Source organism: Paenibacillus sp. RUD330, from assembly GCF_002243345.2.
Taxonomy (GTDB): Bacteria; Bacillota; Bacilli; order Paenibacillales; family Paenibacillaceae; genus Paenibacillus_O.
This window is the reverse complement of record NZ_CP022655.2, coordinates 1,741,088-1,764,654: the sequence shown is the minus strand read 5'-3', so window position 1 is coordinate 1,764,654 and position 23,567 is coordinate 1,741,088. Positions and strand designations below refer to the sequence as shown.

The following is a 23,567-nucleotide window of genomic DNA, read 5'->3' as shown; positions in this document are numbered from 1 at the left end:
ATTCATTGCTTTGTCCATGCGGATGTGGCACACTAGTCGGGACGGCCTATGCCGGCATAGGTCCGCAAGAGCAGCGGGCCGAGACCGCCGCATGGCTGACAGCGAAAGGACGTGAAGAGCGGAGGCATGTGGACCTGGTTATTCCGCCATATGACGGAGCTCGGATCCCGCAAATGGATTTCCCGCCTGACGGGAAGCTTTGCTAAATCCAGAGCCAGCCGGGGATTTATCCCCCGTTTTGCCCGCACGTACGGCATCCGTACCGAAGAAGCGGAGCGAGCAATCCAAGAATACGCGACATTGAATGAGTTTTTCACCCGCAGGCTGAAGCCCGGCATGCGCCCCGTGGACGATACGGCGGACATGGCGGTAAGCCCGGTCGACGCGCTTGTGACGGGAGCCGGCCCTATCCAGGACGGCACGATGCTGGGCATCAAGGGACAGGACTATACGGTCGAGGAGCTTCTCAACGGCTCGCCCCGCATCCAGAATTATCGCAACGGCTATTATGCGGTTCTTTATTTGAGCCCGACCGATTATCACCGCATCCATGTGCCGGCTGACGGCGTCATCGTGGAGCGGGAGCATCTGCCTGGACGCGTCTATCCGGTGAACGAATTCGGCCTCACGAGAATGCGCCGCGTGCTGAGCCGCAACGAGCGGCTCGTGACGTACATGACCCACAATGGCGGCGAGATCGCCATCGTCAAGGTCGGCGCGCTCAACGTCAGCAGCATCCGGTACACCGAGCCTCAGACCGCCGATGTCCGGCGCGGCGACGAGCTGGCCTACTTCGAGTTCGGCTCCACCGTCGTCCTGTTGTTCGAGGACGGCACGTTCGAGCCCCGTACAGACCTGGCCGTCGGCCTCAAGGTCAAGATGGGCGAACAGCTCGGCAAGCTGTCAACAACCTGAATGAACGGCAAAAAGCCGCTCCGCCTGCGGATTCTCATCCGTGCGGAGCGGCTTTTTTGAGCTGGATAGCTGCGCGCAGATTAGACGCAGGCTGAGAAGACCGCTCAGATCCAGAAGGTCGGATACCTTCGATCCGGGTCCAGATTGTTCACGATCAATGCGGCCAGCACGATGACGATGGAGCCGATCAGCACCGGCATGACGAGGAAGCTCCATCCGCTGCCGGCCGTGATGACGATCAGCGGATCGGCCCCGGCTGGCGGATGCGTCGTGCGTGTCAGCATCATGAGGCCGATCGCAAGCCCTACGCCGGCAGCCATGACCCATACGCCCCCATGGAACAAATGAGACAGGATCAGACCGATCAGGGTCGACAGCAGATGGCCGCCGACAATATTTCGGGGCTGCGACAAAGGCGCGTCCCAGACGCCGAACGCAAGCACGCAGCTGGCTCCGAACGAAGCCATGAGCCACGCCGACGAGGAGGCTTGCGTGAGCAGGGCGAGCACTGCGATGACGGCAAAACCTCCTGCGGCGCCGATCGCGGCATTTCTGGGGCTTGCCTTCAAGGCGCTTCTCCCGCCGCCCTTCATTTTGGACCAAAAATTTCCCGCTTCCATTGCACACCTCGCTTAAAATCACCATTGCCTCGTCATATGGTTATAGTTGAATCCAATTCCCCTGTCAATCTATCGACCTCTTCCTTTTCATGGGATTCAGTTTCGGACTCAAACAGCTTAATCCTCCTAGGACTGCCGCCGGCGGCAGCCTTCACTTGCCATGGGGACTGCCCGGCAAAAAGACGCCCTGAACCGCTAAATCCGGTTCAGGGCGTGCTCATGATCCTATACCGCCGTCAGCTTCACGACCATGCTCTTGAAATCGCCATGCAAGTGGGGAAGCGGAATGCCGTGATGCATGAGCCTGTCTCCGGCCCATGCCGTCTCCGTTCCCGGCAGCTTGGCGGCGGCCGGCTCTGCGCCCGCCGTCTTCAGCTCTTCCATCCGGTAGGAAGCTTCCGGATCCAATCCGGACAGCCGAAGCCTGCGCAGCGGAGCGTTCGGCTCCGCCAGCGTCCGGAACCAGAATACGGCCGCTTCGCGCCGGTCCTCCGACACCATCATCCAGGCGGTCTCGTTGCCCTGGAACGGACTCTGCAGCCGGTAAAGGTCGCCTGACTGAATCAGGCTCCGCAGCTCCTTGTAGGCGGCAACCTGTCCCTTCACGATCTCTTTTTCCTGCTCGCCGAATTTGGTCAGATCGAGCTCGTAGCCGAAGTTGCCCGACATCGCCACGTCGCCGCGCATTTCCAGCGAAGCCGTCCTTCCGACCTGATGGTTGGGCACATCCGATACATGCGCGCCGATCGAGCTGACCGGATAGACCATGCTCGTGCCGTACTGGATTTTGAGGCGCTCGACCGCATCCGTATCGTCGCTCGTCCATGTCTGCGGCATGTAATGGAGCATGCCGGGGTCGAAGCGGCCCCCTCCTCCGGAGCAGCTTTCGAACAGAACGTCCGGGAAGGCGGATACGATCCGCTCCAGCAGCTCATACAAGCCGAGCATATAGCGGTGGGCGACCTCCATCTGCCCCTCCGCCTCCATGAGCGCGGAGCCGATCTCCGTCATGTTGCGGTTCATGTCCCATTTGACATACGTGATCGGACAGCTTCCCAGAATGCCGCTGATGGCATCGAACAGGTAATCCCTCACATCCCTGCGGGACAGGTCGAGGATGAGCTGGGAGCGTCCTTCCGTTCGCCTGCGGCCTGCGGCATGAAGGCACCAGTCCGGATGGGCCTTGTACAGCTCGCTGACCGGAGACACCATCTCCGGCTCGAACCAGAGGCCGAACTGCATGCCGTGGCCGTTGACGCGGCGGACGAGATCCTCAAGGCCGTCCGGGAGCTTGACGCGGTCTACGACCCAATCGCCCAGCGAGCTGTTGTCGCTGTCCCGCTTGCCGAACCAGCCGTCGTCGAGCACGAACAGCTCGATGCCCAGCTCGCTTCCGGCCTTCGCGATCGCCTCGATCTTCTCCGCATTGAAGCTGAAGTAGGTCGCCTCCCAATTGTTGACGAGAATCGGGCGCGGCTGATCGCGGAACTTGCCGCGGCAAAGACGGGTGCGGTACAGGCGGTGGTAGGCCCGGGACATTCCGCCGAGCCCTTCGGAGGAATAGACCATGATCGCTTCAGGCGTCTGGAAGCTCTCGCCAGGCTCCAGCCGCCAGGAGAAATCAAACGGATTGATGCCGATGCTCACCCGGGTCATGCCGAATTGATCCACTTCCGCTCCCGCCAGGAAGCTGCCGCTGTAGACGAGGCTGAAGCCATAGGCTTCTCCCTGCTCTTCCCCCGTATCCGCCCGGACAAGAGCGGCGAACGGGTTCTGCTGATGGGAGCTCGACCCGCGGCGGCTTTCCAGAGACGTAGCCCCGGCCGCGACGGGCCTGCGAACGACATGCCGCTCCCTGGTCCACGCGCCGGACAGGTAGACGAGCTCATAGTCCTGCTCATGGAAATCGACGCTGGCGCTCAGCGCCCGGAGAATCTGGAGCGGACGGGCGGACGGATCCAGCCGGAGCCGGGATGAGCGGGCCAGAATGCCGGCATCCTTGAATACGGTGTAGGAGAGAATGATGCTGAGTCCGGAGTAATCGTCGCGCAGCACCAGCTCCAGCGTGTCGGCTTCCTCGTCCGATTCGGCATAGACGGCAGGCAGCCCCTCCAAACCAGGCTTGCCCTTGGATATCGTGTGCGAATCGTAGCGCAGCTCCGTGATCCGGGTCCCGTCTTCAAGCTGGACCTGGTAGGCCGGAGCGCGGAAATCGCCCGTACCGTACTGGGGATATTCCTGAGGCAGCGCATCCAGGGAGATCGTCCGGTCCTCCGGGAACGGAGTCGGGGAGAAGGAAGCTCTCTCGACCCTGCACAGCATGTTCTCGAATCCCGCTTCGTCCCGCAGGCGGCGACCCCAATACAGATGGAGAGGATAGCCGTTCAAGATTTGAATGACATAGCTCATCTTGCTGGAGTATAAATGAAAGACTTGTTCCTTTTCATGGTAGGATACCGGCATGAGAACTCCCCTATTTGAATGATTTGGCCTCTGCTCCGCAGCTTTCGCGGATGATGAGGCGGGTATTGACCATAAGCTGCAAGGAAGCCTCCCTGCCTCCAAGTCGATCGAGAAGCAGATGGACCGCGGAGCGGCCGATCTCTTCCGGGAACGCTTGGACGGTCGTCAGAGGGGGCTGGAGATAACCCGATACTTCCATATCGTTGAAGCCGACGAGCGCCATCTCCTCCGGCACCCGGATTCCGCGTTCCTGCAGCGCCTTCAACGCTCCCACTGCGATCGGATCGCTGCTTGCGAAGCAGGCTGTCGGCCGCTCCCCCGAATCCAGCAGGCTTTGCATCGCCGCATAACCGCCGGCCGGGCTCCATGCCGCCGTCCGTATCCACTCCGGGCGCAGCAGCCCCTTTTCCTTCATCGTCCGTTCGAACTGGACTCTCCGGAAGTCATGGAGAACGGGAGGCTCCGGGCTTGCGCTCATGCGGACCGGATACTCTTCTCCCGCCAGCAGGCCGATCCTGTCGCGGCCAAGCCCCAGAAGATGCTCCAGCACGCCATTGACGGCTCCTTCAAAATTCAGCCGGACGCTGTCATGCCTGCCGTCGTCGAAGTGATTGTTGACGAGGACCAGCGGAGCTCCTGGAGGAAGAAGGCGCTCCAGATCCTCCGGCATGAAGCTGCCTGCCGCGATCCAGCCGTCGACTCCGGATAGATCCGGCTCTTCTCCGCCCGTATAACGCTGGACGACAGGCTGCGGCAAGCCAAGCTCCTCCGTGCGCAGCTCCATGCCTTTGCGGATAAGCGAGAAATAGGAATCCTGCTGCTCGTCATCCGCAGACAATGTCAGCAGCAATCCAAGCCGCTTCGCGGACGCTGTCGACTCCTCCCGGTTCCTCTTCATCTGCCTCGGCTTGTAGCGCAGCTTCTCGGCGGCGGCAAAGATGCGCCGCCTCGTCTCTTCGCTTACGGAAAGCGTAGCGTCGTAGTTCAGCACCCGGGATACGGTGGCGGCAGACACCTTCGCTTCGGCGGCAATTTCTTTTAGAGTGGCCATAAACGCACATCGCTTTTAGTAAATTTTTTAGTAAATATTTATCTACTACTCTACCAAAGATAGAGATCGGTTTCAATCTCTTCTTTCTCCCAATCAACGAAGGGCCGAGTCGGACGGAAGCAGGATCAAGCCCGACGGCTGCCTCCCGCATTCCCGCCAAGCCCGTTCCACTGTTCGGCGATGGCCTGCATGCCGCGGCCGATCTCCTCCTCCTCCAGATGCGCAAACCCGAAAAGAGCGAAGCGCTTGTCCTTGTTTCCTCCGGGCTCGCCCGCTGAATAGCCGCTCCCGTCATGCCAGGCGACTCCCCTATTCCGGCAGCCCTGCAGCAGCCGGTCGTAATGATCTCTGCTGCCCGTCCATTCCGCATATTGATGCAGGCCTGCATCGGACGGGCGGAAGCGGAATGGAGCTCCCTCCAGCTCGTCGAGCCCCCGGTGGAGAGCTGCCAGCCTGCGTTTGTACTGGCGTTTCATCCTTCTCAGATGCTTGGCGTAGGAGCCTTCCGCGATGAAATTGGCCAGCGCCATCTGCTCCAGCTGGCCGGAAGCGTAGGGCTCATAAAACGCTTTGGCCTGAGCGAGCCGTGAAGCCATCCAAGACGGAACGACAGCGTAGCCGATCCTCAGCCCGCTGTACATCGTGCGGGAGAAGCTTCCCAGATAGACGACACGCCCGTTGCGATCCATCGCTTTGAGAGGCTCGCCCAGCCTCCCCGAATAGCGGAACTCGCTGTCGTAATCATCCTCAATGATGATCGCGCCGCGGCGCTCCGCCCAAGCAAGCCATTCCTTCCTTCTCTCGGCGGACAGAACCGTCCCGGTCGGGAACTGGCGGTTCGGCGTCAATGCCGCTATCGCGGCATCCCAATCGCCCGGAACCGCTCCGTTTTCATCCACTGCCGCCTGGATCAGCTCCGCCCCGGTTACGGAGGCCGCTTCCCGGATGCCGCCATAACAAGGATGTTCCAGCACGATGCGCCGACCCGGCTCAGCCAGAATTTGAACCAGCAAGGCCAGCCCCTGCTTGGAGCCGCTCGTCATGACAATCTCCTCCGGAGAAGCCGCGATCCCCCTCTCCCTATAGAGCATGGCGGACACCGCCTCCCGGAGCCGGAATAGACCGGAGCCGGGTATTTCCCTGTAACAGTCAGGGAGATTCTCCTGCATGCATTCCCGAACGGCGGCATGAAGCGCGATCTTCCATTCCTTGACGGGAAATAGGCGGAAATCCGTCTGTCCGGACTGGAACAGCTGCGGCCCGAACGAACGGCCTGCTTGCCGCGATTCAGGAGCAGCGGGAGGATAACCTTCTTTGTCCGCTTTCAGTTCTTCCAGCCTGTTGAACCATGCCGACATCCGCTCGGAGGGCTGCTCCACGCGCTCCAGCCCTGCCGAAGGATAAGGGATCCGCTGTGCGACATACGTGCCGCTGCCCCGCGCTCCCTGAATGTAGCCTTCCGCGTACAGCATGTCATAGACCTGAGTAACCGTCCCTCTCGATATTCCGTACAGCTCGGCAAGAGAGCGGGAGGACGGAAGACGCTCCCCTTCCTTCAGCTGCCCGCTCCGGACGGCATCGCGCAGCGAATCGTAGAGAGCCGCTCTCTTGCTTCCGGATTGGAGGAAATAGCGTTCAAAAGCCAATCGGATCTCCATGCCTCTTCCTTCTCCTCATCAAGTGGTCTATTGGAATGAACTCTAATTGGATCTTATCATTTATCCACTGTAGTTGTAATGTTCAGCTAGAGCAAGGCGCACGGCTTCCTTGCACCCTGCTTCCGAAAGGACTTGCATCTGGAGCCGGCGGTACATGGCTGCGGCATAACGGCAAGACAGAATTAACGAGGGGGAATAGAGAATGAGAAGGAAAGAATTCGATCAAAGCCGCGACCAGATCGAGCTGGAGGCTTTCTTGAAGGAAATGACATTCGGCTTCATGGCCAGCATCCGGCCGGACGGAACGCCGGGAATAACGCCGCTTAATTTCGTGTACCACAATGGACATCTGTATTTTCACGGGAGCAGGGCAGGGGAAAAAATGAAAAGCATCGCGGCTTCCGGGGAAGTCAGCTTCTGCGTGGCCAAGGAATACGCCCTGATCCCTTCCTATTTCTCGGATCCGCTCCTCGCTTGTCCGGCTACCGCTTACTTCAAGTCGGTGCTTATACGCGGGACGGCGGCTCCGCTGGATGATCTGGAGGAGAAAGCCGAGGCGCTCGAAGCGATGATGGCCAAGCTGCAGCCGGAAGGCGGCTACAAAACGATCGCCGCCGAAGAGCCTGATTACGTCCCTCGCCTCAAGGGCGTTGCCGTCGTCAAGCTGACGGTCTCTTCCCTGTCCGCCAAATTCAAATTCGGACAAAACCTTGCGGATGAGGAACGGGAGGATATTGCCGGCCAGCTGGAGCGGCGCGGCTGTCCGTTCGATCATGAAACGGCATCGCTGATGCGGCATTATGCCCCGGGAAATAATGACGGGCTTCAGGACTAGAATGCTTCTCCAAGAACAAAAAAAGTGCGCCCCTGCCATCACGAGATGACAGAGGCGCACTTTTTTTAATGATGGAGCTTAGGAAGCTTGCAGCAGGCGGGAGATGATGACAGCCGCTTGAGCACGGTTGGCGATGCCTTTCGGTGCGAACTGGCTGGCGTCAACGCCGGTCAGAATGCCCGCATCGGTAAGCTGGGCAACCGATTCCTGAGCGTAGGAAGCGATTTTGCCTTTGTCCTTGAATTTGGACAGAGCGGCGTTTTGGTCGACCTTGGCAAGCTCATGCTGAAGCTTCAGAGCATTTGCAGCCATGATCGCCATTTCTTCACGCGTAATTACGCGGCTTGGCTCGAACTTGTTGTTGCCGGTTCCCTTCACGATGCCGGCTTTGACAGCCGCTGCGATCGCTTCGGTATACCAAGCGTCTTTCTTGACGTCGGTGAACGTTACCGTTCCCGCATCGTTCAGGCCGTAAGCGCGAACGAGCATCGTGATGAACTCGGCACGGGTCAGGTTTTTCAGAGGAGCGAATTTATTTGCGTCTACGCCCTTCAGAATGCCTTTTGCCACGAGCTCTTCGATGGCCGACTTAGCCCAAGCGACGTTGCCGAGGTCGGTGAATGCAGGTACCGGAATCGGAGTGGCGCTCGGTGCTGGCGTTGCGGATGGCGCAGGCGTTGCGGATGGTGCTGGTGTTGCGGATGGTGCTGGTGTTGCGGATGGTGCAGGTGTTGCAACGGAACCTCCTCCGTTGGATGGAGCCGGTACCGTATCTTGAATATTGTTGATGCGTCCTTCGATTGCAGCTTTGATTTGTCCGCCTTTGAACGTTTTGACGATGTAATCGTAGAATACGTCCAGATCGGTAGGACCGATCAGCTGCTTTTTGTCTTCGGTCAGCACTTGATAGTTGTCGCCGCCGGCAGCCATGAAGTTGTTGACGACAAGGCTGTAGGTTTTGTCGATGTCGATCGGAGTGCCGTCGGACTTGCTCATGGAGCCTACGCGCTCGCTCACAGGAGATTTCATGTAAGCCGTGTATTTCAGGCCGGAAATCTGCAGCGTCTTCGTATTAGGCGTTCCATCCGCATTTGTACCCCATTGCTGTTGAAGCAGCGTTCTGATTTGAGCTCCAGTCAGATGCAGCTTGACGAGAGTGTTGCCGAAAGGCTGAATTTTCGCAAGATCGCCGAAAGTGACATCGCCCTTTGGAAGATCGGCACGGATGCCGCCCGGATTCATGAACGCGAAGTCTGCAGCCTTCTCTCCGTCTCCGAAGTCAGCTGTGCGCATAGCATCAGCAATCAGGTTGCCCAGAGCGGACTCGTTGTTGTAAGCGTCCGTTCTTGTAATCGTACCGTCGGTGTTGCCGACCGGCTTCGTCAGTTCCGGATGACGGGAGATAGCTTCATTGACGAGTTTAGCCGTTGCAGAGTCAGGAGCGATGCTGTCCTGATAAGTGGATTGCACCGTTGCGGACTTTTTCAGGACCTTGCCGGTCTCAGGGTCGATCGTCAGCTTGATGTCCTCGAATGCCGTACCGTACGAGTAAGCTTGAACAACCAGCTTGTCGCCTACGAGACCGTTGGCAAGGGCATGGTTGTCGCCAGCGACGATGACGTCGACCGGAGCATCGGCGATCGCTTTGGCCAGATCGGCGGCTTCGCCAGTCGTTACGCCTGTAGATGCGTTGGTGGTCGCAGGATCATGCGCCAGGACGATGATGGTGTTGACGCCTTTCGCCTTGATCTCCGCAGCGTATTTCTTCACAGCAGCAGCTTCTTCTTCGGCAGAAAGGAACGTTACTCCGGCTGTGCCGGACGGAGCCACCTTGCTTGGCGTCAGTTTGGTCACAAGTCCGATGAAGGCGATTTTGACTCCGCCTACTTCTTTGATGACATAAGGATCGATGAGCGTTTTGCCAGTCGATTTTTCAATTACGTTCGCATTGACATAAGGGAAGTTCAGCTTATTGAACGTAATGCTCGGATCTTTTGGATCCTTGCCGCCGTAGATTTGAGCTTTGAGGGCATCCACGCCTTGGTCGAACTCATGGTTGCCAAGCGTACCTACGTCGAACTGCATCAGATTCATCCAATCCAACGTCGGCTTGTCCCGCTCCAGGGAAGAAGAAGGAGCGCTGGCGCCAACGGAGTCTCCGTTATGGACGAGCAGAGAGTACTGGGTGTTGTAGCGGGCTTCGTTTAGATATGCGGCAAGCGTGGAAGCTGTGCCCACATTGCGGCCGCCGACAACAGACGTCGTATCCAGCTGACCATGGAAATCGTTGATTCCGATGATATGCACGTCTACCGGAGGATTCATGTTCATTTGGTAGACCGAGAAGCCTTTTTCATCAGACTTGTTCAAATCCACGAACTTGTTCGGAGAATCCTTCAGATATTTTTTCGCCTCAGGAGAGCTCGTAAATGTGACATTCAGGCCTTTTTCCGTGATCGGCTTGAAGATCCAGTTGCCGTCTGCAGGAGCGGTAACCGTTTTTTGAGCCTGGATGTACTCCATCAGCACTTCGCGATTCTCTTTTTGGGTATCCATGACCAATTTGGTCGAGGCGTCCTTGATGCCCGGGAAGTTGCCTCCGCCGGAAGCGCGGTAGTTGTTGGTTACGATCAGGAACTTTTGATCGTCCTTCACCGGCTGGCCCTTGAAGTTCAGCTTGGAGATGCGGCTGGAGCTTGCATTGGCTACCGTTCCGTCCGCATTGTATTTTGCTGGCTTGGTAACGTCAATCTCATACGTAACGCCATCGATGACGTCGTAGTTGTATACAGCGAATTTGCTGTTCAGGAGCGGCTGCTCCGTCGTAGCGTTTGGATCGATCGTGTTGAATGCGCCTGCAGACATCTCCAGCCATTCGCGCACGGTTTTACCCGTCACTTCAAGCGTTTTGAGCGTGTTGTCATACAGGTACAAGTCGCTCGCGCTGCGGATCGTAAGATCTCCGGCAGCTACGTCCGTATATTCTGCAGGACCGTTGCGGCCAGCTTTGAATGGCGCACCTACGCTGAGGACAGGAATGTCTTTCAGAGCGGCGTCATTGCGAATGGCATCTTCGACATACCATTTTTGAGCCTTCGTCACGATTTGGATAGTCGGATCATCCTGCACCATGCCGAAGTAGCTGTGGAGCGGAGTCGTCGTCTTTCCGAGCGTTTGGCCCGTATAAGCAATCGTTGCTTCATGCTCCGTTTTGACAGCATTGACGATATCCTGGTTGGCTGCGACTGGCTTGCCTTCGATTTGTTGAGTAATCGAGAGCGTGGAAGCCATGGAGTCGCCTTTGTCGACGGTCCAGTGGTCGCCCGATTGGACCAGCTCAAGGTCGATGAGGCCCAAGTTGCCGCCTCCGAAACCGGCTTGAGTGGCGAGGGTGCCATTGATTTTTCCGTTCACGTTGTCCACGACGGACAGCGGCTGCTTCGTCACCGCGTCCTTGAAGGAAGCGTCAAGCGATGTGTTGTTGCCGTTGGTCGGGAATACCTTGTGAGTATGGGAGAATGCGACGGCATCAAGATCCTTCACTTTCGTGAGGTTGATGATGTCGTTTTCGTTGTTCTCTCCAGCAGGAGCAGCCGAATCAAATCCAGAGTGAGCCAAGGCGACGATTACATCTGCGCCTTCCGCTTTCATTTTTGGAATGAACTTCTCCGCCGTTTCCGTAATGCCTTTAGCCGTTACATGGCCCTTGAGGTTGGCGGCATCCCACTCCATGATCTGTGGAGTCACGAGACCGATCACGCCTACGTTGACGGTGCCGACTACGGCGCCGGTATCGTCTTTAAGCTCTTTTTTAATGATCTTGTATGGCTCGTATGCATTTACAGTATCATTGCTCGTATTACCGTCAGCGCCTTCATCTACATAGATGTTGGCGTTCACATACTCAAGCTCGGACGTTTTCAGGGCGCGGTCCAGATAGTCCAGCCCATAGTTGAATTCATGGTTGCCGAAAGTCGCCAGATCATAGCCCATGATCTTCATGGCTTTGTATACAGGATGGACTTGGCCGTCCTTAAGCGGGTTCACCTTGGCCATGTATGTTCCAAGCGGAGTGCCTTGAATCAGGTCGCCGTTGTCGAACAGCAGGCTGTTCTGTACTTGGCTGCGAGCATACGTAACCAAAGTTGCCGTCTTATCTAGACCGACTGACGCGGAGGGTGCATTCTTGAAATAATCGAAGTCCATGATATTCGTGTGAATGTCCGTCGTGCTCATCAGGCGAAGCTTGACCGGTCCTGCAGCAGAAGCAGCTGCGTTGACATCGCCTGCCTCTGCGGCATGTGCCTTGCCCGTAACCAGGACGCCTGCACCAAGTACCTGCGCGGACAGCACGGCGGCCGCCAGCACGGAAGCGGTCGGCTTGTTCCATTTCGGCTTCCAATTCATAGAAATATGAGTCCTCCCTTATTGTTTCGTACTTCGACATTATAGCAGTCGAAGAAAAACGAAAATCATAGAAAGCATAAATTATTCCTAAAGGTTATGTAAAGAAAAATATCATCAAGGCCCGAAGAAAATTGTAAGCGCATAAACATGCATGAATTAGTTTGTAAATTTAATGTGATCCATTCCGTTATCACGGGTCGAAAAACACGTGCCTGCTATATGCAAAAAACCTTGCATCGTCCAGTGGACGTTGCAAGGTTGAATGCGGTGCTGCCGCCACGGGGAAGCCGGAAGGCCGATAGCTCGAGCCGTCCACGAAGTCGCCGGAGCGATGCAGCCCTATGTTCATAAGAGCTTCATGCGGCAGAGAGCCGCATGAACCGACAAAAAGCAGCAGCTCGCTCGCGCGACGAGCTGCCGTCGCGCGGCTGGTGGCGAGCCGAAGATCATTTCAGGCCCGAAACGGCACTCTCGTCGCTTTCACTTTGTTCCATTATAATGGTAACGCTTTGAACCCCCGAATTCCCGAGCAGTCGGATACGCGCTCCGCGACCTTCATCCGGTCCGGGAGACGCTCCGTTGATTCTCGCCCGGCTTTTGGAGGCGGGGAGGCGATGCGGATTCAGGACGCGGATCTCCGTCCGCGATCCGCCGTAGCGGTAGGTGAGGCTTACGGAAGGCCAATCCGCCGGGAGGCACGGCTCGACGATCAGCTCATCCCCCTCGCGCCTCAGACCGAGAATCCATTCCAGGCCCGCCTGGTACATCCAGCCGGATGCGCCCGTGTACCACGTCCACCCCGCCTTGCCTCCGTAAATATCCGTCGTATAGACATCCGCCGCCATGACGTAAGGCTCGCCGCCATATCTCCTCACATCGCCTGGAGACTTGGCATGGCTGACCGGATTCAAGAGCCGGAACAGGTCCGCCGCCTTGTCGCCTTCCCCCAGCTTGGCCCAAGCCACGATGCTCCAGATGACGCCATGCGTATACTGGGCTCCGTTCTCCCTAAGGCCCGGCGGATAGCCTTGAATATAACCCGGGCTTGGATGCGTCTTGTCGAACGCGGGAGTAAGCAGGCGAGCAAGCATCAGATGGCGGTCGACAAGCTCGCGGTCGAACGACCGCATGGCCATGGAGGCCCGCTCGCGCGGAGCACCGCCGGAAATGACCGACCAGGACTGCGCGATCGCGTCGATGCGGCATTCGGCGCTTCGGCTGGAGCCCAGCCAAGCCCCCTCGTCGGTGCAGGCCCTCCGGAACCACTCGCCGTCCCAAGCATGCTCATTGATGGCGGCGGCGATCCGGAGCCGCTCCTTGCGGTAATGGGCGGCCCGCAGCTCGTCTCCGCGGAGCTCGCAGACAGCGCCGAATTTCTCCAGCACGACGCACAGGAACCAGCCGAGCCATACGCTTTCGCCGCGGCCCTCGTCGCCGACCGAGTTCATGCCGTCGTTCCAGTCGCCGATTCCCATCAGCGGAATGCCGTGGCGGCCGGAAGTGAGGCCTTTGTCGACAGCCCGTACGCAGTGCTCGTACAGCGTTCCCTCCTGGCCCGAGAGAACGGTCGCTTCGTACCGCTCATGCTCCTCGGGACCGAGGGGGGCGCTTGCGATGAATGGCGCTTTGTCGTCGAAAACATCCCAGTCCCCCGTATGAACGGCATAACGGGCCGATGCATAAGGGAGCCAGAGCAGGTCGTCGGTGTAGCGCGTCCGGATTCCCTTATGCGTTTCTTCATGCCACCAGTGCTGGACATCGCCCTCCTCATACTGGTGCGAGGCGTTCAGCAGCAGCTGCCGGCGCGTCAATTCCGGCATGGCGTGGAGCAGCGACATCGAATCCTGGAGCTGGTCGCGGAAGCCGTAGGCGCCTCCCGCCTGGAAAAACGCCGTCCGCGCCCAGACGCGGCAGCTGAGCGCCTGGTACAGAAGCCAGCCGTTCATCAGCAGGTTCATCTCCTTGTCCGGCGTCTCCACGACCGTCTGCTCCAGCTTCTCCTTCCAGAAGGCGGCTGAAGCCGGCTCCACGGCCGAGCAGCTGTCCGGGCTGCGGTAGCGCTGCGCCAGCTCCAGCGCTTCCTCCCGGCTTGCGCCCGCCCCCAGGGAGAGATAGACGGTCCGCGTCTCGCCCGGCGCCAGCGTCAAAGCAAGCCGGACCGCTCCGCAGCTGTCGGCGAAAACTCCTGTTTCCCCGCTCAGGCCCGCGGTTCCCATGCCTGCCGGACAATATACGGTATGGCCGCTTCCGATGAACTCCTTTCGGTTGGCCGTGAAGCTGATGTCTTCATGGAGGCTGCCCGTCCGGTCGGAGCTGATCCTCAGGAAAGCCGACGCCTCCCGGAACGTGTCCTGGTACGCGTTTCGCGCAAGCAGCGATCCGGATTGCGGATCCCACTCCGTGACGATATAGGAGGCCGAAGAATCCCGGCTCACGCCAAGCACCCAGCTGCACATGCCGGTCACGGACAGCCGCCGGCTACGGCCGCTGTCATTGGTCAGGCTGACTGCGGTCAGCTTGACGGGGTCGGAAGGATGGACCGAGACGGATATGGACTGGCTCAGTCCCTCCATCGCCGTCTCGAAACGGCTGTATCCGCGTCCGTGAGCGACTCGGAATTCCCGCGTGTCCGAGGGGGAGGGAAAGGCGGTCCAAAAACAGCCCGACTCCTCGTCGCGGACGTAGGCAAGCTCGCCCGGAGGATCAAGAACGGGATCGTTCGACCAAGGGGAAAGCTTGAATTCGCGGCTGTTGCTCCACCAGGTATAACCCGTTCCCCGCTCGGTCACGAGCGTTCCGAAACGCGGGCCTGCGATGACGTTGCTCCACGGCACGGCCAGCGGCTCGCCCGGCTTGAGCCGGATCACGTACTCGCCGCCATCCGCGGTAAAACCTCCCCAGCCGTTGAAAAACTGGAGCTCCCCGGGTTCCGGAGCCAGCGGCAGCGGCACGACGCAGGCCTTTCTCCTTGTCTGCAGCGAAGCCTCGTCCCAGCCTCCCGTGCCGGCTTCCTCCACCCCGCTGCCTGCCTCGTCGGCTTGTTCCGCATCATCGCCGGCGGACCGCAGCGGACGGCTGCGTAGCTGGGCTCCGAGGCTCGGTCCCCCCGCATCAAGGGCGACCCGAGCGGAAGCGGCCAGCAGGTCGAGGCTCTCCCCCGAGAGCTTGGCCGCATCCAGCGGATACAAGCCGCCTCCTACGGAATAAGGAGGATAGGACACCGCAGCCTGCACGGATGCCGAGAGAGCATGGTGGAGCTCCTGCTGATAGCCTTCGCTGCTCTCGTTCAGCAGCACCAGATCGCTTGCGATGCCCAGTCGCCGCAAGTATCCATGGCCATCAATGATGCGGTCCGCAAATCCGAGCTGCGACAGGTCACCGATGCGGAGCAGGACAATCGGGAGATCGCCGGATATGCCCATGCTCCATAATCCCGGCTGGCCGGACTTGTTGCGGCGGATGGCTTCAGCCCGCTCTCGTCCAAGAGGCGGCACATAGAGCAGCCTGGCCGCCAAGGTTTGCATCGCCGCGGCTTCCGCTGGCTGCAGCCTGTGCTGCCGCAGCGAGATTCCCGCCAGCGTCCAGGCCAGATCGGCCGCCTTGTCCATGCGCTGGATGCCGCGCAGCTCGCGCACCATCTGCAGCGCCTCGCCGCGCGAGCCGGACATGCCGCTCACAGCCTGCAGCACTGCCTGCTCTCCGGGCTGGAGGGTCAGCTTGCGGCGCAGCACGAAGGCGGGATCGAGCACCGCTCCTGTCGTTCCGCTGAGCCGTTCTCCGGCGCTCCGCGGAGCGGCGAGAGAATGGCCGCGGCCGATGAACTTCGCCCGGTCCGTTTCATATTCAAGCGGAGCCGTCTGTTCTCCATCGACAATCAAGGCATGGACGCCCCACACCTGCTTCTCTTCGGGCGAGCGGGGCCGCCGGAAGGCGAGCAGCGCGCCGGTGTCGCTGTCATAGGATGTTTGGACGAACAGCTTGCTGAATGCCGGATGAGCGTCGTCGACGGCTGGAGGAGCAAGCGCCAGCTCCAGATAAGTCGTGATTTCCAGCAGGCGCGGCTCCCGGCTCTCGTTCACCAGCCGCAGCAGCCGGATCTCCGCCGGGTGCTCGGGAGCGGCGAATACCTCCATGACGGCCGCGACGCCGCCTTCCTTGCGGGAAAACTCCGCCTTCTCCAAGCCGAACTTGGCGGAGGCTCCTTCCCCTTCCGATCCGACGGGATAGAAACAAGGCGACCAGAACAGACCGCCAGTAAGATCCCGGATATATACGGCCGGACCGTACGATTCCGTGAGCGCATCCTCCCGCCACCGGGTCATGTTCACGCCGCCGCTGCGGATGACGCCGCTGCCCGCTGCCGTCACAATCGTCGTGAAGGAGCCGTTGGACAGCACGTTCACCTCCGGCACGTCCGTGACCGGATGGCGGAACTCGCGGATGTAACGGCCGTCTTCCGCCGGCGCGCTGCGCGCCGATCCCGGCTTGAGCGCCTGGGGCGCGATGACGGCCGCCTTTTCCGGAATGCGTTCCTGCAGGATGAGCTCGGCGGCCTCTACGCGCGGATCGGCGTGGAATCGTTCGGTCATGGGACGCTCCAGCAGCAGATTGCCGAGCGTGAGCAGGCTCATTCCCTGATGGTGGGCCATGAAGCTGCGGACGACGCGGTGCTTGTCGCCCTCCGGCAATCGGGACGGAGTCATGTCCACCGCCTCGCAGAATCCGTATGGACCGACAGCTCCGATCTCCTCGTAGCGCCGAAGATTGTCCATTCCGTCCTTGATGTCCCAAGGCAGCGCCATGATCGCCGCATACGGGGCCAGGACGAGTTCCTTTTCAAGTCCCCTCTGGAATCCGAGCCCCGGCACTCCGAATGCCTTGTATTGATAGTTCATGTCGTAATCGAAGGCGTAGTAGCCCGACTCCGAAATGCCGTAAGGCACTCCGCGTTCCCGCGCATATTCCTTCTGTCTGGCGACTACGGCCCTGAACGTGCTGTCCCATATCGACCCCCGATAGGTTTTCATCAGCAAGGCCGGCATCAAGTATTCGAACATCGTGCCGGACCAGCTCAGCAGAGCCGGATTCCGTCCGATCCGGGTCAGTCCGCGGCCCAGCCTGAACCAATGCGACACGGGAAGCTGGCCGCTGGCGATCGCGAGGAAGCTCGCCTGTCTCGCTTCCGATGCCAGCAGATCGTAGAGGATGTCGTCCCGTCTGTCCTGATCGGCGTTGTAGCCGAGCGACAGCAGCTGCGCCTCGCTGTCGTAGAGCGGCCGGAAATCGGTCTCGGCCGCCAGTTTCTCGAGCCTTTCCGCCAGCCGGACAGCCTTCTCGACCGAAGCGGATATTCCGGACCCGGTCCCCGATTGGGGCTCGGTCCCCGATCCGGACACGGACTCCGATTCGGATACAGCCCCCGATTCCGACTCAGGCTCCAGCTCCAGCATAGACGTAGAGGATGAGACCGGCGCAGGCTTGGACTCAGACGCAGCCGCTGTATTCGCGTTCAACCGGGCCCGCCCGTCCCGCCAAGCTCCGCTCTCCCTCTGCGCCCATTCCAGCACTCCTTGCCTGACCGCGATCAGATAAGCGACGAGATTGCCGGAATCGACCGTCGATACGTACCGGGGATAGAGCGGCTGCAGCGTGCCCGTGTCGTACCAGTTGAAGAAATGCCCGTGCCAGCGGTCCATCTTCTCCAGCGTGTCGACCGTCAGCGAGATTCGCTCCACCATCCGCTCGAAGGAAATGAATCCGAAATCCCGCGCCGTGACGGTGCAGGCGAGCAGCAGGCCGATGTTCGTCGGCGAGGTCCGCCTTGCCGCCCCTTTGTCCGGATCGAGCTGGACGTTGTCGGGCGGCAGCCAGTTGTCTTCCGCCGTGACATGATCGGCGTAGTAAGCCCAGATGTTCGCGGCCAGGCTGCGCAGCTTGTCCCGTTCCGCATCCGACAGCCGCTCCTCCCGCACCGTCGGAGCGCCGTTCAGCCAGACGACCAGCAGCGGAGCGGCCAGCCAGGCCGCTGCGGCCAGAATGGAGGCAGCCTGCCAGCCGGCCGCAGCGCCGGACAGCCAGCCGGCAACGGGCAGCAGCAAGGCCAGCACGGTTCCCGGAATCCGGAACGCGATGAGCTTCCCGCCGCTGGTCCTGTCCGTCTCTGCCGCGCTCGTCCATTCCAGAAGCCTTTTGCGGGATACGTTCAGCCGGTACAGGGTTCGCAAGACGGCATCGGCCATCATGGCCGCCTGATAGGGCAGCAGCAGCACCGACAGGCAGGCTTGCAGGACGGCGGCTTTCAGCTGTCCGGGATGGCGCACCAGGTAGCCCGGAGCGGCGAGAGCTTGAAGCAGCGGCAGGCAGGCCGTGAGAAGAGCCGCCGCCAGCAGCGTCCATCTGGCTCCGGGAGGCAGCAGCAGCCCGATGACGAGCAGCAGGTAAAGCGCCGGCGGAAGCAGGCTCCGCCTGAGGTTGTCGACGATCTGCCAGCGGGTGATCGCGCTGAGATCGACTGGCCGCGGCGTGCCGGAGCAGTCGCGCACCTTGGGCTTCAGCCAGCACAGCAGCTGCCAGTCTCCCCGGACCCAACGATGCAGCCGCAGCTGCCAGGAACGGAACGTCTTCGGATGCCCGTCGACAAGCTCGATGTCGGAAAGCAGGCCGCTCCGCAGGAATCCGCCCTCCAGCAGATCGTGGCTGAGAACGGCATTGTCCGGAATCCGGTCCGCCAGCAGCCGGCGGAACAACCGCGCGTCGAATATTCCTTTTCCCGTAAAAATGCCCTGGCCGACACCGTCCTGGTACGGATCCGACACCGCGAACGCATACGGATCGATGCCGGGGTTGCCTGCCCAGAGCGCGGCCAGGCGGGAGCTGGCGGCGGATTCCCGGCTGATCGCGATCCGCGGCTGCAGCACCGCATACCCTTCCGCCACCCTCGTGCCCTTCTCGTTGAGGCGCGGCCGATTGTACGGAAGATGCATCGTGCCGACCATCCGCTGCGCGCTTCCGATGGGAAGCTGCGTGTCGGCATCCAGCGTAATGACGTAAGCGATCCGCGGAAACACGGAAGCATCGGACTCGCTCAGCGAGAATCCGGTCTGCTGCCCGCCCTCCAGCAGCCTCGCGAACTCGACGACCTTGCCGCGCTTGCGCTCCCAGCCCATCCAGACGCCTTCCCGCTCGTTCCAGGTCCGCTTCCGCTGGAGCATGTGGAACGTGCTTCCTTCCGCGCCGTATTGCCGGTTGAGCCTTCGGATTCCTTCCGCTCCGGCTTCCGCAAGCTCCTTGTCCAGCTCTGTGTGCTGGCTCTCCGCATCGGGATAGTCGCCCAGCAAGGCGAAGTGGAAGCGCGCGTCCCGGTTGGCCAGATAATGAAGCTCCAGCCGATGGACCAGCTCCTTCACCTCGGCGATGCTCGACCAGATGACCGGAACGACGATCATCGTGTCCGCTCCCGGCGGAATTCCCGTCGCGAAATCGTATCGGAGCAGCGGCCTGGTCGGCATGAATTTCCCGATCAGCCCATGCAGCAGGACGACAGCCCATTCCGAGGCCGGAAGCGCAAGCAGCAAGGCGGCCAGAACCCAGCCTCCTGCACGGAGTCCGCCGGCCGCCCCCGCCCAGATCGTGAGGATCGAGACGGCAGCGGCGAACAGGACCGCCAGCAGCGAGAGATAGGTGCTTGTCCGATGCCGGAGCAAGCCGTTTTCAGGCAGTCTCCGGGCTTTTGCTGTTCGGCGAGCCTCCCGGCGCAGCAGCTGCCTGCCTTGAGGCTCGAGCAGATAATAAGCCGCGTACGCGGTTCGAGGAAGCAATGGAAGCTCCTGATGGGCTTGCTCCCCAGCCTTCTTGCGGAGCTCCGCAACACCGCCGGGACCCGGAGCGCTCTTCCCCGATAAAGGAGCCGAGCTGCCCTCCGGGTTCCCGCTTGCCGGCAGCCCATCGCCGTCCGCCGCTTGCCATCCCGCTTTTCCGGCCTCCGCATCCGCCAGCCGGACCGCGCAGGTCGCGACCAGGCTCTCCGGCAGACCAAGCCGCGCCGCCAGCCGCGCCGTGCTTGCCCGCAGCGTCGCCCTGCTCTGCGCATCCATGAGAGGATAAGTCCCTGCCGCTTCGCTTTTGAGCATCGCATCGGCCATGCTGAGATGCTCCAGCTCTTTCTCCCAGGAAGTCCGCTCGGCAGCTCTCAGGCTGCCGATCAGACGGCCTGCCTCGCTTTGATACCGGGCTTGAAGCCTCGCTTCATAAGCGTTCAGCCTGGCCAGGCTTTCCGTTCCGTTGTCCAGGCGCAGCAGCAGCCAGCGCCGCACATCCTCGGAATCGTCCGCCCATTCCCGCAGCCGCGAGGTCAGATGGGCCACGACCGCTCCCGAGAGCATGATGTCCCTGCCGGCTCTGTCGAGCGCTTCCGCCAGAGGCAGCGCTTGCGGCCCTCTGCCGCCGGCAAGCGCCTGCTTCAGGATTCGCTCCGCGCCCATGCAGGCGTCATGCCGCTGGCGCACCTCTCTGAACACTTCCGCAAGACGCCTGAAGAGGCATGTCTTCAGAGCGAGCGGCAGCGACCACGTCTCCGCGATCGTAAGCACGGCGACCTCCTGGTACGCCTGGATGAAGGCGACGAACGTATTCCGGTCGTAGCTTCCGCCCGAGGCGTCCAAGTACCCGTCGCAGACGGCTTCCACCCGGGCATGGCCCGAGCGCCGCAAATAAGGAAGGCCGGCAAGCCCTCCCTGCCTCAGCTCCATCGAAGCATGATAACCCTGCTCCTCGATGAATTCCGAATGGTCCAGCAGCCATTCGGCGGCAGGCTGCGAGCAGCCGCATTCGTCCGCGCGCAGCTCCTCGGCGAATTCCTGCAGCTGCCTGAGCTGGGCAGCGAGCGCCCGCCTTTGCCGGGAGGCCTTTCTCCCTCTAGCCGTATCATGAGTCAGGGCGAGCTGTCTAGCTGCCTGTATATAGGATTCCGTAGTCGTCATGAGTCCCCCTGGGTCGCTTAGCTTAGTCTGTCCGCGCCGGAGTACGCTCCGCTATGCGCTTATCCACCTCAACTAAATATTCCCAAAGGGGCCGTATTTTATGACCTCTTCTCCGATTCCCCTGCTCCGGCCCTCTTCCCGTACCGCTGCAGCCCATTAAAAAAAGATCCGGCGGCTACCGGATCTCGGACGGGCTCCTGCCCGTGTACTGCTTGAACTGCCTGCTGAAGAAAAAGATGTCCCGGTAACCGAGCGCGTCTGCGACCTCCGTCACATTGAGCCCTCCGTGCATGAGCAGATGCTGGGCCCGCTCGATGCGCGTCCGGATCATGTACGTCTGGACCGGGGTTCCGATGATCTCCTTGAACTTGATCGAAAAATACCGCGGAGACAAGCCGGCTCGTCCGGCCAGATCCTCCACCCGATGGGAGATGCCCGGATTCTGGCGGATGAAGTTGGCGATTTCCTGGATCGCCTCCGTCAGCTGGTTGCTCGCCTTGCGCTCCAGCACCGGCTGCCTGTCCGCGCGAAGCAGGTGGATCATCATCTGCTTCAGGATGAGCTGCGCTTCTTCCTCGGCGGCAAAGGTCTTCACCAGGAAGAGGCGGACATAGCGGGAGAGCATGTTCTCGAATTCCACCGTCTCCTCCAGCTCGCGGTAGCGTGCCGGAATATCGAGCGGTTCTCCTTCTATGGCAAAATGGATATAAGACAGCACGAGCGGCCGCTGCGGATTATGGACGGCGCTGGTGTAGTCCCCGGGGCGGAACAGAAAGCAGCTTCCCGGTCCGACGGGATAAGGCTCTCCATTAAGCGTAAGCTCTCCTTCTCCGCTCCAGACATAAAAAAGGTCGAAATTGGCCATCGGCTTCTCCCGGCGCGGCCACTTCCAGCCCGGCTCGCAGACGATCTTGGCGAATGACGGCAACAGCTTGAACGATGAGGGCGGTACTTGCAGCATTCGGCCTCCGATGCTCCTCTTGGGCGAGATTAGATTGAAGGATAGACAGCCCCATGGCGCAGATCAACCTAATCAGCCTAGTTTTTTTTCGCCATCATACCCCAGCATCGAGGGGACGCGCAAGCTTCATAAAAAATGTCCGAACCCTCCCTCCGCCGCGCAAATAATGATATAATAGCACCCGAAGAAAGCATGCGCATGACCGGCATTCCACTCGCGGCCCTTCGGGACGGCAACAGGGACGGTCGCGCAGGCAGCGAGCAGTTGATGCATCAGCCCGCCGGGACCCTCAAGCGGCCCGGACACATCGACCCCCGGAAGGACGGAATCGGAATCATGAATCCACTTGCCCAGCAGTTGAACACCGCGCTGGAAAAAGGCAATGCCCATGTGTACGCCATGTTGTCAGGCCTGGGACGCAAGCTTTATTTTCCGAAGGAAGGCATTCTCAGCCAGTCCGCCGAGGCCAAGGCCAAAGCCACGAAGTTCAACGCCACGATCGGAATCGCCACTGAAGGCGGAGCTCCGATGCACTTGAAGGCTATCCAGGAAACGCTGTCGGCCTATGAGCCGAAGGATCTGTACGAATACGCCCCTCCTGCCGGCAAGCCGGAGCTGCGGGCCGCATGGCGCGGGAAGATGATCAAGGACAACCCGTCCCTCGCCGCCAAGTCGTTCGGCAATCCCGTCGCGACCAACGCTCTCACGCATGGCTTGAGCATCGTGGCCGATCTGTTCGCCGATGCCGGGGACGCGGTCATCATACCGGATAAAAACTGGGAGAACTACGAGCTCACCTTCGGCATCCGCCGCGGGGCCGAAATCGTGGAATACCCGCTCTACACCGCCGAAGGACGCTTCAACGCCGACGGCCTGCGCGAGGCGCTGCTCGCCCAGCGGGAAAAAGGCAAGGCGATCGTCATCCTGAACTTCCCGAACAATCCGACCGGCTACACCCCCGGTCCGGATGAATGCCGGGAAATCGTCGCCGCCCTCAAGGCTGCCGCCGATGAAGGCATTCTCGTCGTTGCCGTCACGGACGACGCCTACTTCGGCCTGTTCTTCGAGGATTCCATCCATGAATCGCTGTTCGGCAGCCTCGCAGGAATCCATGAGCGCATTCTCCCCATCAAGGTGGACGGCGCCACCAAGGAAGAATATGTATGGGGCTTCCGGGTCGGCTTCATCACCTACGCCTCGGATTCCCCCGAGGTTCTGGCCGCGCTGGAGCAGAAGACGATGGGCATCATCCGCGCGACGATCTCCAGCGGTCCGCATCCATCCCAAACCTTCGTGCTCCGCGCCTTGCGCTCGCCTGACTTCGAAGCCCAGAGAGCGGAGAAATACGCCATCATGAAGGGACGCGCCAACCGGGTCAAGCAGCTGCTGGACAGCAGCCGCTACGACGGCGATTGGACGTACTACCCGTTCAACTCCGGCTACTTCATGTGCCTGCGCCTCATCGGCGTCAGCGCCGAAGAAGTGCGCCAGCGGCTGCTGAACGAATACGGAGTCGGCACGATCGCTCTCGGCGAAAGTGATCTCAGGGTGGCGTTCAGCTGCACCGAGGAGTCCAACCTCGAGGAGCTGTTCAACCTGGTGCATCAGGCGGTACGGGACTTGAAGACGAACGGAGTCCGATAAGGAACAGGCATGCAGACCATCGCAGGATGGTCCGG

10 protein-coding genes are annotated in these 23,567 nt (G+C 60.4%); 3 read left to right on the top strand and 7 right to left on the bottom strand.

Annotation, left to right across the window (positions count from 1 at the left end):
• Positions 1–126: 126 nt before the first annotated feature.
• A complete protein-coding gene (gene asd / locus CIC07_RS07775; protein ID WP_076358366.1) occupies positions 127–915 on the top strand; it encodes an archaetidylserine decarboxylase in 789 nt (262 codons plus the stop codon).
• 104 nt (positions 916–1,019) lie between these two features.
• Here asd and CIC07_RS07770 read toward each other — a convergent pair whose 3' ends face one another.
• The 4 genes from CIC07_RS07770 to pdxR form a co-directional block, all read right to left on the bottom strand.
• On the bottom strand, positions 1,020–1,535 hold the full coding sequence (locus CIC07_RS07770) for an HPP family protein (RefSeq protein WP_076358367.1): 516 nt from the start codon (positions 1,533–1,535) through the stop codon (positions 1,020–1,022).
• Positions 1,536–1,760: 225 nt separating this feature from the next.
• A complete protein-coding gene (locus CIC07_RS07765) occupies positions 1,761–3,998 on the bottom strand; it encodes an alpha-galactosidase (RefSeq protein ID WP_076358368.1) in 2,238 nt (745 codons plus the stop codon).
• A gap of 10 nt (positions 3,999–4,008) precedes the next feature.
• Complete coding sequence (locus tag CIC07_RS07760; RefSeq protein ID WP_076358369.1) at positions 4,009–5,049, bottom strand: LacI family DNA-binding transcriptional regulator; 1,041 nt, start codon at positions 5,047–5,049, stop codon at positions 4,009–4,011.
• A gap of 125 nt (positions 5,050–5,174) precedes the next feature.
• Positions 5,175–6,707 carry a MocR-like pyridoxine biosynthesis transcription factor PdxR gene (gene pdxR, locus CIC07_RS07755; RefSeq protein WP_076358370.1) on the bottom strand — a complete coding sequence of 511 codons (1,533 nt, stop codon included), beginning with the start codon at positions 6,705–6,707 and terminating at the stop codon, positions 5,175–5,177.
• Positions 6,708–6,909: 202 nt separating this feature from the next.
• On the opposite strand from pdxR, the gene CIC07_RS07750 reads away from it, so the two are divergent.
• Positions 6,910–7,542, top strand: coding sequence for a pyridoxamine 5'-phosphate oxidase family protein (locus tag CIC07_RS07750; RefSeq protein WP_076358371.1), 633 nt, complete (start codon positions 6,910–6,912; stop codon positions 7,540–7,542).
• Between the two features lie 78 nt (positions 7,543–7,620).
• On the opposite strand, the gene CIC07_RS07745 is transcribed toward CIC07_RS07750, so the two are convergent.
• The 3 genes from CIC07_RS07745 to CIC07_RS07735 all read right to left on the bottom strand — a co-directional run bounded on the left by CIC07_RS07745 (position 7,621) and on the right by CIC07_RS07735 (position 21,888).
• Positions 7,621–11,949 (bottom strand): bifunctional 2',3'-cyclic-nucleotide 2'-phosphodiesterase/3'-nucleotidase, encoded by a 4,329-nt coding sequence (locus CIC07_RS07745; RefSeq protein ID WP_076358372.1) that lies wholly within the window; start codon positions 11,947–11,949, stop codon positions 7,621–7,623.
• A 446-nt stretch (positions 11,950–12,395) separates the two neighbouring features.
• Entirely contained in the window at positions 12,396–20,927 is an 8,532-nt protein-coding gene (locus CIC07_RS07740; RefSeq protein WP_076358373.1) for a GH36-type glycosyl hydrolase domain-containing protein, read from the bottom strand.
• Positions 20,928–21,102: 175 nt separating this feature from the next.
• Complete coding sequence (locus tag CIC07_RS07735; protein ID WP_076358374.1) at positions 21,103–21,888, bottom strand: AraC family transcriptional regulator; 786 nt, start codon at positions 21,886–21,888, stop codon at positions 21,103–21,105.
• A gap of 336 nt (positions 21,889–22,224) precedes the next feature.
• On the opposite strand from CIC07_RS07735, the gene CIC07_RS07730 reads away from it, so the two are divergent.
• Positions 22,225–23,532: an aminotransferase class I/II-fold pyridoxal phosphate-dependent enzyme gene (locus tag CIC07_RS07730; RefSeq protein ID WP_076358540.1), complete on the top strand. Its 1,308-nt coding sequence runs from the start codon at positions 22,225–22,227 to the stop codon at positions 23,530–23,532.
• Positions 23,533–23,567 lie beyond the last annotated feature (35 nt).

What these genes read in the sequence shown, in the direction of transcription:
- CIC07_RS07730 (WP_076358540.1), top strand. Translation starts at nt 22,225, where the DNA reads ATGAATCCACTTGCCCAGCAGTTGAACACCGCGCTGGAAAAAGGCAAT.
- CIC07_RS07765 (WP_076358368.1), bottom strand. Translation starts at nt 3,998, where the DNA reads ATGCCGGTATCCTACCATGAAAAGGAACAAGTCTTTCATTTATACTCC.
- CIC07_RS07745 (WP_076358372.1), bottom strand. Translation starts at nt 11,949, where the DNA reads ATGAATTGGAAGCCGAAATGGAACAAGCCGACCGCTTCCGTGCTGGCG.
- CIC07_RS07770 (WP_076358367.1), bottom strand. Translation starts at nt 1,535, where the DNA reads ATGGAAGCGGGAAATTTTTGGTCCAAAATGAAGGGCGGCGGGAGAAGC.
- asd (WP_076358366.1), top strand. Translation starts at nt 127, where the DNA reads ATGTGGACCTGGTTATTCCGCCATATGACGGAGCTCGGATCCCGCAAA.
- pdxR (WP_076358370.1), bottom strand. Translation starts at nt 6,707, where the DNA reads ATGGAGATCCGATTGGCTTTTGAACGCTATTTCCTCCAATCCGGAAGC.
- CIC07_RS07760 (WP_076358369.1), bottom strand. Translation starts at nt 5,049, where the DNA reads ATGGCCACTCTAAAAGAAATTGCCGCCGAAGCGAAGGTGTCTGCCGCC.
- CIC07_RS07735 (WP_076358374.1), bottom strand. Translation starts at nt 21,888, where the DNA reads ATGCTGCAAGTACCGCCCTCATCGTTCAAGCTGTTGCCGTCATTCGCC.
- CIC07_RS07750 (WP_076358371.1), top strand. Translation starts at nt 6,910, where the DNA reads ATGAGAAGGAAAGAATTCGATCAAAGCCGCGACCAGATCGAGCTGGAG.
- CIC07_RS07740 (WP_076358373.1), bottom strand. Translation starts at nt 20,927, where the DNA reads ATGACGACTACGGAATCCTATATACAGGCAGCTAGACAGCTCGCCCTG.